Below are 15643 nucleotides of genomic sequence, written 5' to 3' on the forward strand. Positions count from 1 at the left end.
GTCCCACCCCGCCCGGGAACCAGCCCAGCCGCACTCCCACCAGCACATCCAATGCCACAGCTACTTTCACACCCACACCTGATGGCGGTGTCATCATCCCTGTTACCGGTGCAGATTTGATCAACCCCGCTCTTCTCAGCAACTGGCTGATTAATCTTGGTCTCTTTTTCCTCGGCATGGGATTGGTGATCACTGCCTTCACCCGCAGAAATTCCTCCCTCTAACAGAGAAGCCGTGGTAACCGGCGGGCACAGGATGTCCGCCGGTTACCCTGAGGGGTTCACAGATGCGTAAGCTTTCACACCTTGCCCGATGGCTTTTTCTCATCCTTGGGGTGCTCTTTCTTGCACTGGGAGTGTTCCTTCGTATCCCGGGCATTTCCATTTCCTGGCTACCTTCCGTAAATGCTGAAGCTCAGCCACCCTCACAGCCCTGGGATGAATTCGATCCCTATCTGGTATCGGTCTCTTTGCCACCATCTCCCGGGCAGACAAATCTCCCGGATTCTTACGATAGCAGCGTCCTTCGCAGTGTGGTAGCCACCGCAACAGAGGGAGAAGCTCAATACTATATCCCGGAGCGAATCGTTATCCCTGCTATCGAGCTAGACGCACCCATCGTCCTGACCGGCGGGAAGCGCTACAACATTCGCGGTAAGATTTATGAGCAATGGATCGTTCCCGATACCTTCGCCGCCGGATGGAATCCCATCTCGGCCAGGCCGGGCGAGCCTGGCAACGTGGTGCTCTTCGGGCATCACAATGTCAACGGAGCGGTATTTGCGCGCCTCCACCTTCTGCAAAGCGGCGATGAGATCTCCGTCTTTGCCGGTGGTCAGGAACATCGCTACCGGGTTGACGAAGTATTGAAACTCAAGGAAAAAAATGTAGGTTTTGATCAAATGGTAGAAAATGCCCGCTGGATTGCCCCAACTCAGGATGAGCGCCTGACGCTGGTGACCTGCTGGCCCCCCTACGAAAGTACCTACCGTTTAATTGTTACGGCCAAACCCATTTCCTGATATAAATACATCATCTACCATTTCATTCTCTCTGCCTCCTCTTCAGCTGAAAGGGTGCCATGACCGCATCAACTGCCATCCGGCCAGAGACCATCGATCTTAATTCTCCCTCTCTCTACCTGAACCGCGAGCTAAGCCTGCTTGAATTTCAATGGCGAGTACTCGGTGAAGCTGTAGACGAGTCCAATCCTCTCCTTGAACGGGTCAAATTCCTGGCGATCGTTGGCTCAAACCTGGAAGAGTTTTTTATGGTGCGTGTGGGTGGCCTGCGTATGCAACGCGATGCCGGTGTTACAGAACCTTCTCCCGATGGGCTCACCCCCGCCAGGCAACTGGCGGAGATCCGAAAGAACGCTCAGAAGCTCATGGAAGCCGCGGAATCGATCTGGCTCAACCGTCTTGTCCCCCAGCTCCGCCAGCAAGGGGTGTATATCCTGAATTATTCCGAACTGAGCCCCAAACAACGCGAGAATGCCAATCACTATTTTGACGAAGTCATTTACCCCGTACTCACGCCACTGGCTTACGATCCCGGCCATCCCTTCCCGCATATTTCCAACCTCAGTTTGAATCTCGCGGTTATATTGCGTGGAAAGGACGAGATCAGGCGGTTTGCGCGAGTTAAAGTCCCCCCGTCCCTTCCCCAGCTCGTTCCCATTAAGCGTTCCTCCGGGGGAGTACGTCGAGATGGTACCGCTCCCCGGCGGCATTATTTTGTCTGGATTGATCAACTCATCAAAGCCAACCTGTCGGCGCTCTTTCCGGGGATGGAAATACTCGAAGCCCACTCCTTCCATGTTACCCGCAACTCAGATATGGATATTCAGGAACTGGAAGCGCCCGACCTGCTTGAGGTGATCGAAGAAAGTGTGCGGCGGCGACGTTTTGGGGCTGTAACCCGATTAATGATCCATCCTTCCATGAGCAACGAGGTAAAGAAGATTCTCCTCGAAAACCTGCGCGCTGATCCTAACGATGTGTACGTACTTTCAGGGCCGCTGGCCCTGAGCAGCCTGATGGAACTGCACCGCATTGATCGCTACGATCTAAAGGATCGTCCCTTTCTGCCAGCTCTGCCTGGGCCTCTGCGTGATCTGGAGCGCGGTGAAGACACTCGATTCTTTGACCTCATCCGTTCTCGCAATATTCTCCTGCATCACCCGTACGATTCTTTCACCCCGGTGGTAGATTTTCTGCGCACAGCCGCCCGCGATCCTGACGTGCTGGCGATTAAGATGACCCTTTACCGGGTGGGTCGTAATTCCCCGGTCGTCAACACCTTGCTCGAAGCCGTGCGGGATTATGGCAAACAGGTAGCCGTGCTGGTGGAATTGAAGGCCCGCTTCGACGAAGAAAGCAACATTAGCTGGGCGCGCATGTTAGAGCAGGAAGGAGTGCACGTCACCTATGGCCTGCTGGGCCTGAAAACACACTCCAAAATTGCCCTGGTGGTGAGGAAAGAAGGCGAACACATCAAGCGCTACGTCCATCTGAGCACCGGAAATTACAATCACATCACTGCCCAGGTTTACGAAGATATCGGGATGTTCACCGCTGACGATGATATCGGTGCGGATGCCTCAGATTTATTCAACTATCTGACCGGCTATTCCACCCGAGAAGACTACCGCAAGCTTTTCGTCGCACCGGTCAATATGCGCCAGAAATTTGAGCAACTTATTCGCCAGGAAATAGAACATCAGACGGCTGGCCGGGGGGGATACTTACTTTTTAAAATGAATTCTCTGGTAGACATTCCAATGATCCGCCTGCTCTATGAAGCCTCTCAGGCCGGGGTGAAAATTGACCTGATCGTTCGGGGAATGTGCTGTCTCCGCCCGGGTATTCCCGGCCTGAGCGAGAATATTCGTGTGATCAGTGTGGTAGGGCGCTTTCTCGAACACAGCCGCATTTATTATTTTCATAACGCCGGCCATGAGATCGTCCTGATGGGAAGTGCCGATCTCATGCCACGTAATTTAAATCAACGGGTTGAGGTGCTCTTCCCTCTCGAAGAACCGGCGCTCATTCGCCTTGTCCGGGATGAAATTTTAGAGACCTACCTCAACGATAACGTCAAGGCCCACGAAATGCTCCCCGACGGCACCTACCGGAAAATCCGCCCCTTACCCGACCAACCAGAGATCAACGCCCAGGAAACTTTTATCGCCCGCCGTCGCGTTCTTACAGATCTGGCAAGTGCGTAATTGCCGAAGACTGGTAAAATGGACTCATGCCTTCTGATGATCAACGCGAGGTTACAGAATATATCATCCAGGCACTGGTAGAGGGACACAGCCGCGACGAAATAGTCCGGAATGTGGCCCAGCGTTACGATTTCAACCTCCGTCAGGCAGAGGGGCTGGTTTTACGCGTTGAAACCGTCTACGACCGGGATATTACTGCCCGGCGCAGTCCCATGTACTTTTGGATCAGCCTCTTAACCCTGATGGGCGGGGCGGCATTGATGATTTTCCCCACTCTGGAAATCCTTCGCCCTTTATGGAGCAGCCTTGCAGCCGGACAAACCTGGGAACAGGCATCTTCTGCAGCCAGAGAAGTGCTTTTTACCAACATTCCTCTGTTACTGCTCGGCCTTGGGCTGGTCATTGCCGGAATACGCACCCTGCGGCGTTCTACCTGGCGCTTTCATCGTAAATAAATCCATCTTTTCAAGGGCCTGGACGTCTCACAGCCTTTATCGCCCGTTCCAATCCAGCCACTCAACCTCATTCACGCCAGCAAAGCGCTGACGCATCACCTCCAGCGCCGCGGGATTGTTATCAATCAAAATAAAACGCCGTCCCTGCTTCAGACAGCTCTCTCCCACCGTGCCGCTTCCGGCAAAAAAGTCCAGAACAAGGTCTCCAGGGTTAGAAGATGCCCGAATGATCCGATCAATCACTCCAAGGGGCTTTTGGGTAGGGTAGCCCGTTTTCTCACGGCTGTTCGTCCCCACAATAGTGTGCCACCAGACATCGGTGGGCAGCTTTCCCCGGGCGGCTTTCTCAGCTCCCACCAGTCCGGGAGCCAGATATGGCTCGCGATCTATTGCTTCTACATTGAAGGTGAAGTGCCGGGGGTTTTTGGCGTAAAACAAAATGTTGTCGTGCTTGGCCGGCCACCGACTGCGAGGTTTACCGCCATAATCATACGCCCAGATGATTTCATTGATGAAACTCTCCCGCCCAAAAATGCCATCCAGCAGAACCTTGCAGTAATGCACCTCGCGGTAATCAATATGGAAATAGAGTGAACCATCGGGCTTTAACAACCGGTAAGCTTCCAGCAAACGAGGCTCCAGAAAAGCCAGATAATCATCGAAGGCATCCACATAAGCACTGGATCCCACTCTGATGGTGACATAGCGCTGCCCACCAAACCCAGTACGGTCCCCATTTTCTGCCGAACGCACCGTGTGAATGCGGGTGCGCGCCTGTACCTTACCGGTATTGAAGGGTGGATCAATATAAATCAGATCCACCGATTCGGCAGGCAGAGATTTCATTATGGCCAGGTTATCACCAAAATAAATCCGGTTAAGCATGATAAGCTCTCATCAGGGGGCTATCTTAATCTTCCATCCAGGTAGTGCGATCAACAAAAGAAGGCCGCTCTACCTTTTGGGGAATTTCTTCTGGATATCCCACATAAACAAAAGCAATCAGCGGTTGATCTGCATTAAAACCGAGGAAGGCTTTCACCTCCGGATCGGTCGCTGGCGCCCCTGTGCGCCACATCGCGCCCAGCCCCAGGGCGTGAGCTGCCAGTAATAAATTCTCTACCGCCGCCGCTCCGGCACAAACATTTTCAATTTCCACGATTTTTGGATCATCCGCCCGATCGATCCCCACTGCAATGACCACCGGAGCCCGCAAAGGGCGTTTTCTCTCCACCTCCAAAGCCGTCTCCGGCGATTCCGGCGCCCGCCGGTGTAACGATTGCGCCATCACCTCGCCCAGCCTTTCGCGCGCCCTACCCGTGAGCACAACAAACCGCCATGGACGGTTACGGTGATGATTGGGGGCCTGGACAGCTGCCCCCAGTAATTGCTCTATCAATTCAGGGGGAAGTGGGTCAGGCCTGACGCGGGGAACCGATTGGCGGGTATAAATCGCAGTCATGACGTCCATCGTTCTGCCTCCTGAAACGCATTTCACATAGCTCCATTATAAAGAAAATGGCGCTCAAGTAATGAAGACAGGGTAGTTTGTTACCCGCCACCATAAAGAAGCACCCCCGCCACGGCCGCAGCGCCGAGGATCAAGATCACCGGCACACGTTTCGTGAGCGCCAACCCCAGCGCAACCAGAGCAATCACCGCACCATACCCATCGGAAATAGCAGAACCAGCCAAGCCCAACGAAACAGCCGCCGCCAGGCCTACAACCCCCAGCGAAAGTCCCCGAGAGAAATCTTGCACAATCTGCAGGTGTTCAAGCCGATGATAAAATGCCGCGAGAACCAGCACCAGCAACGGCGGAATACTCAGCGCCACCGCCGCTGCAACGGCCCCCGCCCAGCCCCCCACCAGAAAACCCAGGCTGATACTCCACAAGCCGGTGGGGCCCGGGCTCACCTGGCCTACCGCCAGTGCCGTTAGAAAATCCTCTTCGCTGGCCCACCCCAGACCCAGCAAATCGCGATGGAGTAACGGCAGGTTACCCAACCCTCCGGTGGTAAAGAGCGATGCTTTGAGAAACAGCCAGAAAAACAACCAGAGATTCATGGGGCATCTCTTCTACCATTTACAGGGAAAAAATTGAAAAGGGCGGCAGTTACCCCACCTCCCAGAAGGAGCACCAGCAGGGGCGAAGTGGCATTCCATGCCAGAAGCAATCCGGCAATCACAATCACCCCCAGGCTGATCCCAAGACGCATCCACCCTTCACCCCGGGCGCGAGAGAGCAACGGGGTGGCCATCTGCACCCCCATCGCCAGGCTTAAGCCAAGGGCAGCAGGTAACACTCCTTTCAATATTCCTTTCATGATCGGCAAAGAGCGAATAGCACTATAACCGGCCGTCATCAGAGCTGTAATAAAAACACTTGGCAAAAGCAATCCTCCTACAGCCGCCGCAATACCGGTTGCTCCCCGCAATTTGTTCCCGATGAGGATGGTTAACTTGATCAAATTAATCCCCGGAGTAACCTGCGCCAGGGCCCATGAGCGTACAAACTCCTCCTCATCCATCCACCCATATCGGCGGCAGGCTTCATGAATCAGGTAAAACGTGGAAGATCCTCCGCCAAACGACTGCAATCCCACTCCAAGCAAGGTGCGAAAGATCAACCACAGACTCGATGAAGAGGGAGATGATGTTTTAATCACATTTTTTCCGAAGAATTTCATCAGCCCGGCCACTCTCATCGACAACAAAGGTTAGCCGAAAGTGTTCTTCATTTTTCGGCTAACCCTTGTGCCAGAACCCCAAGCAAATCTAAAAAGAACCTTCTTTGAGCTGAGAACGGTTTACCCAACGCAGCCCCATTAACCGCCCTGGAGTTCCCCTTCAATTTTAGCCCAGGTATCGCGCAGGGTAGCCGTCAGATTAAACACCGGATGACCGGGAGTAGAATCAGGGTCTACACAGAAGTAACCCTTTCGCTCAAACTGGAAGCGATCTCCTGGAACAGCGTTCAGGAGTGACGGCTCCACCTTGCATCCCGTGAGCACTTTGAGGGAATCGGGGTTGAGATAGTCCAGGTACGTCTTTCCCTCTTCAGGTTTGCCAGGTTCAGGCACGGTAAATAACCGGTCATACAGCCGGACTTCTGCATCAACTGCATGAAGTGCTGAGACCCAGTGAATGGTGCCTTTCACTTTTCGGCCATCGGGAGCATACCCACCGCGAGTTTCGGGATCATACGTACAGCGAATCTCCACCACCTCTCCGGTTTGCGGGTCTTTGACTACTTCTTCACACCGGATAATATAACCATAGCGCAACCGAACCTCGCGCCCCGGAGACAAACGATGATATTTTGGCGGCGGCACTTCACGGAAATCATCCCGTTCGATATAAAGCACCTTGCTAAAGGGCACCAGGCGTGTTCCTGCGGATTCGTCTTCGGGGTTATTAACCGCCTCAAATTCCTCCACCTGTCCTTCGGGGTAATTGGTGATCACCACCTTCACCGGATCGAGAACACCCATCACCCGCGGAACGCGCTGGTTGAGGTCATCTCGCAGGATATGCTCGAGCAGAGAGATATCCACCAGACTCTCATTTTTGGAAACCCCAATCTGTTCAATGAAACGCCGAATGGCCTCCGGAGTATAACCGCGTCTGCGCATTCCTCGCAGGGTGGGCATTCGGGGATCGTCCCATCCGCGAACATACCCCTGTTCGACCAGTTGCTTCAGATAGCGTTTACTCAAGATGGTATACGACAGGTTGAGGCGCGCAAACTCAATCTGGCGCGGATGGAAAATTTCAAGCTCATCCAGGAACCAGTCATAAAGAGGACGGTGATCTTCATAAGCCAGATCGCACAGCGAATGGGTCACCCCCTCAATGGAGTCGGACTGGCCATGAGCAAAGTCGTACATCGGGTAGATACACCATTGATCCCCGGTGCGATGATGGGTGGCGTGAATGATCCGGTACATGACCGGGTCACGCAGGTTCATGTTACCCGAAGCCATATCAATTTTTGCGCGCAACACCCTCGCCCCATCCGGAAATTCGCCCGCACGCATCCGCTCAAACAGGTTCAGGTTTTCTTCTACCGACCGGTTGCGATAGGGGCTCTCCTTACCCGGCTCGGTGAGTGTACCACGGTACTCACGAATCTGCTCCGGGCTCAGATCATCCACATAGGCTTTTCCTTTTTTTATCAGTTTGATGGCAAACTGGTACAGTTGCTCAAAATAATCTGAGGCATAAAATTCACGATCTTCCCAGTCAAAACCAAGCCAGTGAATATCCTCTTTAATCGCTTCTACATATTCCACGTCCTCTTTGACGGGATTGGTATCATCAAAGCGAAGATTGCATTTTCCACCAAACGCTTCTGCCAGCCCAAAATCAATGCAGATAGCCTTGGCATGTCCAATGTGTAAATATCCATTCGGCTCTGGCGGGAACCGCGTTCGCACATAAGTAAATCGGCCCTGGCGAAGATCTTCTTCGATCGCTTCTCGAATAAAATTGCTTGCACTGCTTGAAGATTCGTTGGTCATGAAGTCGGCTCCTCAATCCTTGGGATCATCCTGCCCAAACGCTGGTATCACCGGGTTCGCTAATTGTATAACAACCTGCGTCAGACGGGTAGATATCGACTCCGGAATCCAAAGACTACGTATAATAAAGCTTGTTGCAACCCATCGAAACCCTGGAGGCATCTATGCAGGTATTGATCACTGGCGGCTCTGGATCTGTAGGCCGGGCTGTAGTGGAACGGCTTGTAAAAAAGGGCTACGCGGTACGCGTCATCGGGCGCACGCCAGATGTTTCCTTTGAAGGGGCGGAATACCGGGTTTGTGACGTAAATGATTACCCCGCCCTCCGCGAAGCTGTGAGAGGTTGTCAGGCCATTGTTCACCTCGCCGCCATTCCCAATCCTTCTGGTGGACCTCCCCAGGAACTCTTTCGGGTCAATTGTGGGGGCACGTTCAACGTTTTTCAGGCCGCTGCAGAAGAAGGCATTCAGCGTGTGGTTCAGGCCAGTTCCATCAACGCCGCCGGTCAGTTTTACGGCGTGAAACCCGCCCCCCTCCATTATTTGCCCCTGGACGAGGAACACCCTGTTTTCTCCACCGACGCCTACTCGTTCTCCAAAAACATCATTGAAGAAATCGGGCAATATTTTTGGCGGCGGGAAGGAATCTCCAACCTGGCCCTGCGCCTGCCCTGGGTGGCACCTGCTTCCCTTCACGACAACCCAAACCCCAGGCGGTCTCTCATTACCGACCTGGTAGAGCAGCTCCTGAAGCGCCCCCCTGAAGAACGGCGCGCCTGGTTTGACCAGGCCTGGGAAAAGTACAACGCCTTTCGCGCCACTCGTCCTTACGAGAAGAACAACCCTGCCTTCGTTCGCGATGCAATGTCCACCCTGCCCGAAGAAGAACGGCTCATGCTCCTTTCCATGACCAACCGGGTGAACTTCTTCACCATGCTGGACGAACGAGACTCGGCTCAGGCCATCGAAAAAGGCCTCACCGCTCAATTTGAGGGCAGCCATGCCCTCTTTGTGAACGATAAGTACAACTGGAGCGGCATCCCATCGAAAACCCTGGCCGAATTGTTCTATCCTGACGTACAAACTTTCAAGAAAGAACTGACGGGCACCGAAAGCCTGGTAAGCATCGATCGTGCCCGTCAATTGATCGGTTTTGAACCCGAATTTTCATTTGGAATTCCATAACTTCACTGAAAGGTACCCGAAATGTCTCATCAACCCCCCTCTGAAAACTACGAATCTGCCCTGAATCACGTCAACACTTACTCAAAGCCGTCTGACTTACGCATCACAGATATGCGCTTTGTGGATATCGTCGGGGCACCCATGCATTGCACCCTGATGAAAATTTACACCAACCAGGGGCTGGTTGGTTTCGGCGAGGTACGCGATGCCGCCTCCAAGACTTACGCTCTGATGCTTAAGCGAGTTCTCCTGGGTGAAAACCCATGCAATGTGGATAAGCTATTCCGGCGGATCAAACAATTCGGCGGACATGCCCGGCAGGCTGGCGGTGTTTGCGGGGTTGAAGTCGCCCTCTGGGATCTGGCTGGCAAAGCCTATGGAGTGCCGGTGTATCAAATGCTTGGCGGGAAATTCCGCGATAAAATCCGCATCTACTGCGATACCGACATAAGCGGCAAACCAGATGGCACCAAAATGGGGAAAGCCCTTAAAAAACGCATGGAAATGGGCTTCACCTTCTTAAAGATGGATGTGGGGATCGGCCTGATCGCCCATGAACCCGGCACACTCAGTTATCCGCTGGGGCTTTATGAAGAAATGGAAACCCTGGCCCGCTATGGCTGGAAATGGGATGTGAAAACACTTGAAGAACGCGAACTTCGTAACCGCGCTTATGATATCTACAACGTTCCCCATCCCATGACCGGAATCCACCTGACCGAAAAAGGGATTGATATGCTCGAACAGTACGTGGCCGAGGTACGCGCCGAAATCGGTTACACTGTGCCCCTCGCCGCCGATCACTTCGGGCATATTGCCCTGGAAGATTGCATTCGCCTGGGGAAACGCCTGGAAAAATACAACCTTGCCTGGGTAGAAGACATGATTCCCTGGCAGTACACTGATCAATACGTACGCCTCAGCCAGGCCATCCACATTCCCGTTTGCACCGGAGAAGACATCTACCTGAAAGAAAACTTCAAACCCCTCCTTGAAGCCCGCGCGGTTTCGGTCATCCACCCTGATGTACTCAGTTCGGGTGGCATTCTGGAGAACAAGAAAATTGGTGACCTGGCCCAGGAACATGGAGTGGCTATGGCCGTTCACATGGCCGAAAGCCCCATCGGGTGCATGGCCGCTGTCCACAGTGTGGCGGCAACCGAGAATTTCCTGGCACTCGAATTCCACTCAGTCGATGTGCCCTGGTGGAATGACATCGCTGTTGGTTTACCCAAACCGCTGGTAAACAAAGGCTTCATTGAAGTGCCCGATAAACCCGGCCTGGGCATTGACGATCTCAACGATGAGGTCATCGCCGAACACATTCACCCCAACATCCCTGGTTTGTGGGAGCCTACCGACCAGTGGAATGATGACTGGTCTCACGACCGTTTATGGAGTTGATACACTGTGACTTTTCTTACAGTAACCCTAAATGCCGCCTTAGATCATATTCTCTTCATTGAAGAGTTCATCCCCGGGAAGACTCTGCGTACCGGGAGTTATATCGATTCGCTGGGGGGTAAAGGGCTGGCAATTTCACACGTCCAGCGCACCTTCAATCTGGATACGCTTGCCCTGGCTATTCTGGGCAAAGCCAACCAGAATCAGCTTCTGGAATTGATCCAGCAGGCCGATATTCCCACAGAAATTGTCCCGGTCGAAGGTGAAACCCGCATCTCTCATATCCTTGTGGAAACCGCCCATCGCCGCCATACACATGTGGTAACCGCAGGGTATGAAGTCAGCGATGAAGATATCGAAGCGTTCCTGGCTGCCTATCAGCGCCTGTTGCCCCAGGCCGGGTGGGTTATCCTTGCCGGATCATTACCCTCTGGTGCCCCGCCCGATCTCTATGCGTATCTTTGCCAGATGGCCAGAGAACTCGATAAACCCGTTCTCATCGATTGTTATGGCCCCCCGGCCAACGCCGCCATTCGGGCAAAACCGACCATCATGAAGATGAATCGCCGGGAAATGGAATTAACCTTCGGGCTGCCCTCTGAAACTGTGGATGAAATCCTCCATTCGGCAAGTTCCATCCGCGCCAAGTTTGGCTTGCAGAATCTGATCATCACCTGCGGTGACTACGGCATTCTTGCTTTGACCACTGAAGGCAACTGGCGGGCTTTCAGCCCCCGCCAGGTTGAGGTTAACGGCGCTGGTGCCGGAGAAGCAGTCTCTGCAATGCTGCCCTGGCGTTTATCCCTGGGCGAGTCCTGGCCAATGGCTCTCCGCTGGGGGGCAGCTGCCGGAGCCGCCACAGTACTCACCCGGGGCACGGCAGAATGCCGCCCGGCTGACGTCATGCGCCTGTTACAGGAAACACAGGCCATCCCCATTTAATCAACCCTGTGCGAAACCAGAAAGACCCTGATCCGGGGAGTGATGAGAGCCTTCCCCGGATCTTTTTTATTCTCCCGGCAGGACTTTTCATAACAACCCCTCATGAGAATTTCATGAGAGTTTCTAAAAGAGCTTGTACATTATACGAACTGAGGATATACTATGTACAATCTTTGTCTAATTTGTGTGAATTGTATTTACCCGAAACATTTGAGGATGGAACCATGTCCACCATTGACGAACTATCCGATCTACCAAAATACACCATTAAAGCCGTCGCCAGCCAGACAGGCATTCGCCCGGTCACTCTCCGCGCCTGGGAACGCCGGCATGAGATACTCACTCCTCATCGCTCAGAAAATCAGTATCGTCTTTATTCTGATCGTGACATTGCTATTTTACGCTGGTTGAAAAACCGGGTGGATAATGGGATTTCCATCAGCAATGCCGCCGCTGAATTCCGCGCCATGGTTAATCAGCAATTGTGGCCCGAGGCCATCCCTTCCCTGCCCGAACGTCGCACCGGGGGACAGGCACATTCACCCAACTGGTATGCCAGCCAGTTAACCACCGCCCTGATGCAGCACGATGAGCAGACCTCTGCCACTTTGTTGCGCGAAGCCCACGCTCTCTTTGACCTGATGACCGTCTTCATGGATATTCTGGTGCCGTCCCTGGTAGAGATCGGTGAAGCCTGGTACACCGGGCGAATTCGTGTCACCACAGAGCATTTTGCCAGTGCTTTTTTACGCGGAAAGCTTTTATCCCTTCTCCAGGCTTACCCCATCCGGCGTAACGCCCCCTACATTCTCCTGGGATGCGCCCCCATGGAACAGCACGAACTCGGCCCGTTGATGATCGCGGTACTCCTGCGAAGCGCTGGCTATCGGGTGGAATTTCTCGGGCCTGATTTACCCATTGATGACCTGGTAGATTACGCCACGTATGAGCGCCCCTCGATGATCGTTCTCTCCGCCACTTCCGCCTCATCAGCCCTGGAGATGAAAACCATGCAACAAAAGTTAAGGAAAATGCGTCAGGCGCCCTTGTTTGGATACGGCGGCCGCGCCTTCGACCTGGATCCATCTCTGACCCGACAGGTACCGGGAATCTACCTCGGCAACACTCTGGAAAAAGCCACCCGGAAAATTAAAGAACTGCTCAACCAGCCTGAAAAACGCCCGGCCTGAGCCATCCCTCGACAAACCTTGTGCAAAAAGTCGCGATTGTACATGGATTGGGTTAAGATGATTGGATGATCGCTGAGCAACCGCTTCCCGAACCTGAAACCAGTCCTCCGGCTTTGAACAACCCGCATGGCGGTGAACACTCACCGCTCTATAATATCAAGGCAGTCTCCCGGTTGGTGGGTCTGCTCCCCGTGACCCTGCGAGCCTGGGAACGGCGGTATGGTCTGCCGCAGCCCCGGCGAGGGGAACAGGGGTATCGGCTCTACTCCGAATACGACCTGCGCATCCTGCGCTGGCTGATCCGTCAGGTGGAATCTGGTCTGAGCATCGGACGTGCCGTTCGGTATCTAGAAGAATTACGTCGCTCCGGACAGGATCCGGCAACGAACGCCGCCCCCAGCCTGACAGGATCGGTGATGCCGTCTTCAAAGATTCACTCTACCGCCTGTGAAAACCTGGGTGCCGAATTGCTGGACGCTATGGTTCATTTTGACGAGCCAACCGCTATGGAAGTGATCCGACGGGCCTTTGCCCTGTACCCGGTGGATCAGGTGTTGATAAACATTTTCGCCCCGATGATGGTCCAAATCGGAGAAATGTGGCATACTGGCCACCTGCCCATTGCTACCGAGCATTTTGCTTCGCAATGGGTTATTCAGCAATTGATGAGTATGCTGGCGGCAACCGGCCTGCCATCGCGTCCCGGATTGATTGTGGCCGCCTGTGCTCCGGGAGAAACCCATCAAATCGGGTTATTAATGCTGGTGGTCATCCTGCGCTGGCGGGGATGGAATGTCAGATACCTCGGCCCAGATCTCAGTCTGGAGCGATTAGAAGAAGCTCTGGCTCCCATCCACCCGACACTCTTGATGTTCTCTGCCAACCGACCTGAAACCGCGCGGAACCTGGAAGGGATTGAGAAAATTCTGAGACGGTTTCCCCAACCCTCTCCACTGGTCGTGGTGGGCGGAGCCGCATTTGATCATTTTCGCCTCGCCGAGTCGGTGCCGGTGATATATCTGAACACCCCGCCTGAAGAGACCATCTCCACTCTGGAAAACCTCCTCATGCAGTATGCCCCATCCTCGCATTCTGTGCAGAGAAGTACTTCTTCCTCAGATCGCCCTCGAAGGAAAAACCATGTATAAAAACAACAAAGCACTCGCCTCAATCATCCTTGTCGTCTTCATTGATCTCCTCGGTTTCAGCCTGATTTTGCCCCTTTTACCCTACCTGGCACGTACTTTTCAGGCCAACGATGTGCAAATTGGTCTGCTGGTGGCCATCTACGCTGCCGCCCAGCTGATTGGCGCTCCCATTCTGGGCAGGCTCTCTGACCGTATTGGCCGCTGCCCCATCCTGCTTATTTCCATTGCTGGCAACGCTCTGGGTTTTTTACTCTTAGGATTGGCCAACAGCCTGGAAATGATCTTTTTCTCACGCCTTCTCGCCGGGTTGACCGCCGCGAATATCTCCGTCGCCCAGGCCTATGTCAGTGACGTGACCGACCGTCAAAACCGCGCCCGTGGCCTTGGCTTGATTGGCGCGGCTTTTGGTCTGGGGTTTATCATTGGCCCTGCCGCCGGTGGAGTATTGAGTCAGTTTGGTTACAGCCTGCCGGCATTCATGGCCGCCGGGCTTTCGGTGATGAATTTCTTCCTGGTTAGTTTCTGGCTGCCCGAATCGCTCACCCCGGAACAACGCGCAGCAAGCCCTCTCCATCAGCGGTCTCCCCTTTCCCTTCCAGCCCTGATCGAGGCCCTTCGCCGCCCACTCACCGGCCCTCTATTGCACACCCGCTTCTTCTTCGGGCTGGCTTTTTCGCTCCTTCAAACTATTTTTTCCCTGTATGCGCTTTCGCGCTTCAACCTGGGAGCCCAGAGTACGGGATACATTCTGGCCTACGTTGGAATTCTTTCTGTGGTCACCCAGGGCGTTCTCGTCGGGCGGCTAACAGCACGTTTTTCTGAAACCCGGTTAATCCTTTCGGCCACCGTGTTGATGGCTGTGGGTTTATTAGGGTGGGGGCTTGCTCCCAGTGTGAGCGTCCTGCTGGTGGCACTGATTCCCACCGCCATCAGCGGCGGGCTGCTGAATACGGTCATCAATAGCGCACTCAGCAAAACCGTACCCCCTGAGCAGGTAGGTGGAATCCTGGGGCTCTCCACTTCTCTCGAAGCCTTCACCCGGGTTATTGCCCCATCTCTGGGCGGCGTACTTTTGGATGTGGTGGGAAAACGTTACGGAGTTATGGCCGGGACAGCAGCACCGGGAGTGCTTGCTTCGGGAATCTTAACCTGGCTTTCGTTTTACATTTATCGCTATATCTACCGTCCCCAGATTCGCGCGCAACAGACAGCCATGGAATCTATCGGTGCCCCCGCTGACCCGGATTGTTAATCCATTTCTAACGTGCGGATGCCCAAAAACACGCTATGATATAGCCTGAGAAAGGAAGAATCCATGCCTCAAGAGAATCAGGTGAAAAAGCCCGGAAGGAATTCCCGGCATGGGATGCAACGTACCCTCGAAGGGATTCTGGAACGCCTGCGTCAGGGGCTGGAAGAATTGGCCGGTCAACTGACCCAACGCCCACCTCAACCCGTTCCTATCCCCATTCCTGTCCATCGTCGATCACGCAGAGGGTAATCTTCTGCCGGAGGGTGGTGCTGGTGCATGATGAGAGTTTGCTTCGAGAGACCCTGGCGGCTTTCTGC

Annotated in this window: 15 protein-coding genes and 1 pseudogene; 11 read left to right on the top strand and 5 right to left on the bottom strand. The window is 53.9% G+C overall.

Features of this window, described 5'->3' with window-relative positions:
- The 4 genes and pseudogenes from ATHL_RS10750 to ATHL_RS10765 all read left to right on the top strand — a co-directional run.
- Window positions 1-224, top strand: a pseudogene (locus ATHL_RS10750) (hypothetical protein); the annotation flags it as partial.
- 62 nt (window positions 225-286) lie between these two features.
- Entirely contained in the window at window positions 287-1021 is a 735-nt protein-coding gene (locus tag ATHL_RS10755; RefSeq protein WP_062193413.1) for a sortase, read from the top strand.
- 59 nt (window positions 1022-1080) lie between these two features.
- Window positions 1081-3228: a polyphosphate kinase 1 gene (ppk1, locus tag ATHL_RS10760; protein WP_062193416.1), complete on the top strand. Its 2148-nt coding sequence runs from the start codon at window positions 1081-1083 to the stop codon at window positions 3226-3228.
- A 26-nt stretch (window positions 3229-3254) separates the two neighbouring features.
- On the top strand, window positions 3255-3683 hold the full coding sequence (locus ATHL_RS10765) for a hypothetical protein (RefSeq protein ID WP_062193418.1): 429 nt from the start codon (window positions 3255-3257) through the stop codon (window positions 3681-3683).
- Between the two features lie 36 nt (window positions 3684-3719).
- Here the strand turns inward: ATHL_RS10765 and ATHL_RS10770 are convergent, their stop codons facing one another.
- From ATHL_RS10770 to ATHL_RS10790, 5 genes are all read right to left on the bottom strand, one after another.
- Window positions 3720-4568, bottom strand: a complete 849-nt coding sequence (locus ATHL_RS10770) for a DNA-methyltransferase (RefSeq protein ID WP_062193421.1) — start codon at window positions 4566-4568, stop codon at window positions 3720-3722.
- Between the two features lie 25 nt (window positions 4569-4593).
- A complete protein-coding gene (locus tag ATHL_RS10775; RefSeq protein WP_062193424.1) occupies window positions 4594-5154 on the bottom strand; it encodes a nitroreductase family protein in 561 nt (186 codons plus the stop codon).
- A gap of 80 nt (window positions 5155-5234) precedes the next feature.
- A complete protein-coding gene (locus ATHL_RS10780; protein WP_062193427.1) occupies window positions 5235-5750 on the bottom strand; it encodes a chromate transporter in 516 nt (171 codons plus the stop codon).
- The gene (locus tag ATHL_RS10785; RefSeq protein ID WP_162787673.1) at window positions 5747-6352 is read right to left on the bottom strand and encodes a chromate transporter; all 606 of its coding nucleotides are present in this window, start codon (window positions 6350-6352) and stop codon (window positions 5747-5749) included. The genes ATHL_RS10780 and ATHL_RS10785 overlap by 4 nt, the downstream gene beginning before the upstream one ends.
- Window positions 6353-6511: 159 nt before the next feature.
- Entirely contained in the window at window positions 6512-8206 is a 1695-nt protein-coding gene (locus ATHL_RS10790) for a glutamine--tRNA ligase/YqeY domain fusion protein (protein ID WP_062193433.1), read from the bottom strand.
- A gap of 131 nt (window positions 8207-8337) precedes the next feature.
- Between ATHL_RS10790 and ATHL_RS10795 the strand changes: the two genes are divergently transcribed.
- The 7 genes from ATHL_RS10795 (at window position 8338) to ATHL_RS10825 (ending at window position 15575) form a co-directional block, all read left to right on the top strand.
- On the top strand, window positions 8338-9390 hold the full coding sequence (locus tag ATHL_RS10795) for an NAD-dependent epimerase/dehydratase family protein (protein ID WP_162787674.1): 1053 nt from the start codon (window positions 8338-8340) through the stop codon (window positions 9388-9390).
- A gap of 21 nt (window positions 9391-9411) precedes the next feature.
- The gene (locus tag ATHL_RS10800) at window positions 9412-10794 is read left to right on the top strand and encodes a mandelate racemase/muconate lactonizing enzyme family protein (protein WP_062193437.1); all 1383 of its coding nucleotides are present in this window, start codon (window positions 9412-9414) and stop codon (window positions 10792-10794) included.
- Window positions 10795-10800: 6 nt separating this feature from the next.
- Window positions 10801-11736 (top strand): 1-phosphofructokinase family hexose kinase, encoded by a 936-nt coding sequence (locus ATHL_RS10805; RefSeq protein WP_062193438.1) that lies wholly within the window; start codon window positions 10801-10803, stop codon window positions 11734-11736.
- A gap of 224 nt (window positions 11737-11960) precedes the next feature.
- Window positions 11961-12926 carry a MerR family transcriptional regulator gene (locus ATHL_RS10810; RefSeq protein ID WP_062193440.1) on the top strand — a complete coding sequence of 322 codons (966 nt, stop codon included), beginning with the start codon at window positions 11961-11963 and terminating at the stop codon, window positions 12924-12926.
- Between the two features lie 65 nt (window positions 12927-12991).
- Entirely contained in the window at window positions 12992-14074 is a 1083-nt protein-coding gene (locus tag ATHL_RS10815) for a MerR family transcriptional regulator (protein WP_062193441.1), read from the top strand.
- Complete coding sequence (locus ATHL_RS10820; RefSeq protein ID WP_062193444.1) at window positions 14067-15326, top strand: MFS transporter; 1260 nt, start codon at window positions 14067-14069, stop codon at window positions 15324-15326. The genes ATHL_RS10815 and ATHL_RS10820 overlap by 8 nt, the downstream gene beginning before the upstream one ends.
- 63 nt (window positions 15327-15389) lie before the next feature.
- On the top strand, window positions 15390-15575 hold the full coding sequence (locus ATHL_RS10825; protein ID WP_062193447.1) for a hypothetical protein: 186 nt from the start codon (window positions 15390-15392) through the stop codon (window positions 15573-15575).
- Window positions 15576-15643: the final 68 nt, after the last annotated feature.

This window comes from Anaerolinea thermolimosa, from assembly GCF_001050195.2.
Classification (GTDB): Bacteria; Chloroflexota; Anaerolineae; order Anaerolineales; family Anaerolineaceae; genus Anaerolinea; species Anaerolinea thermolimosa.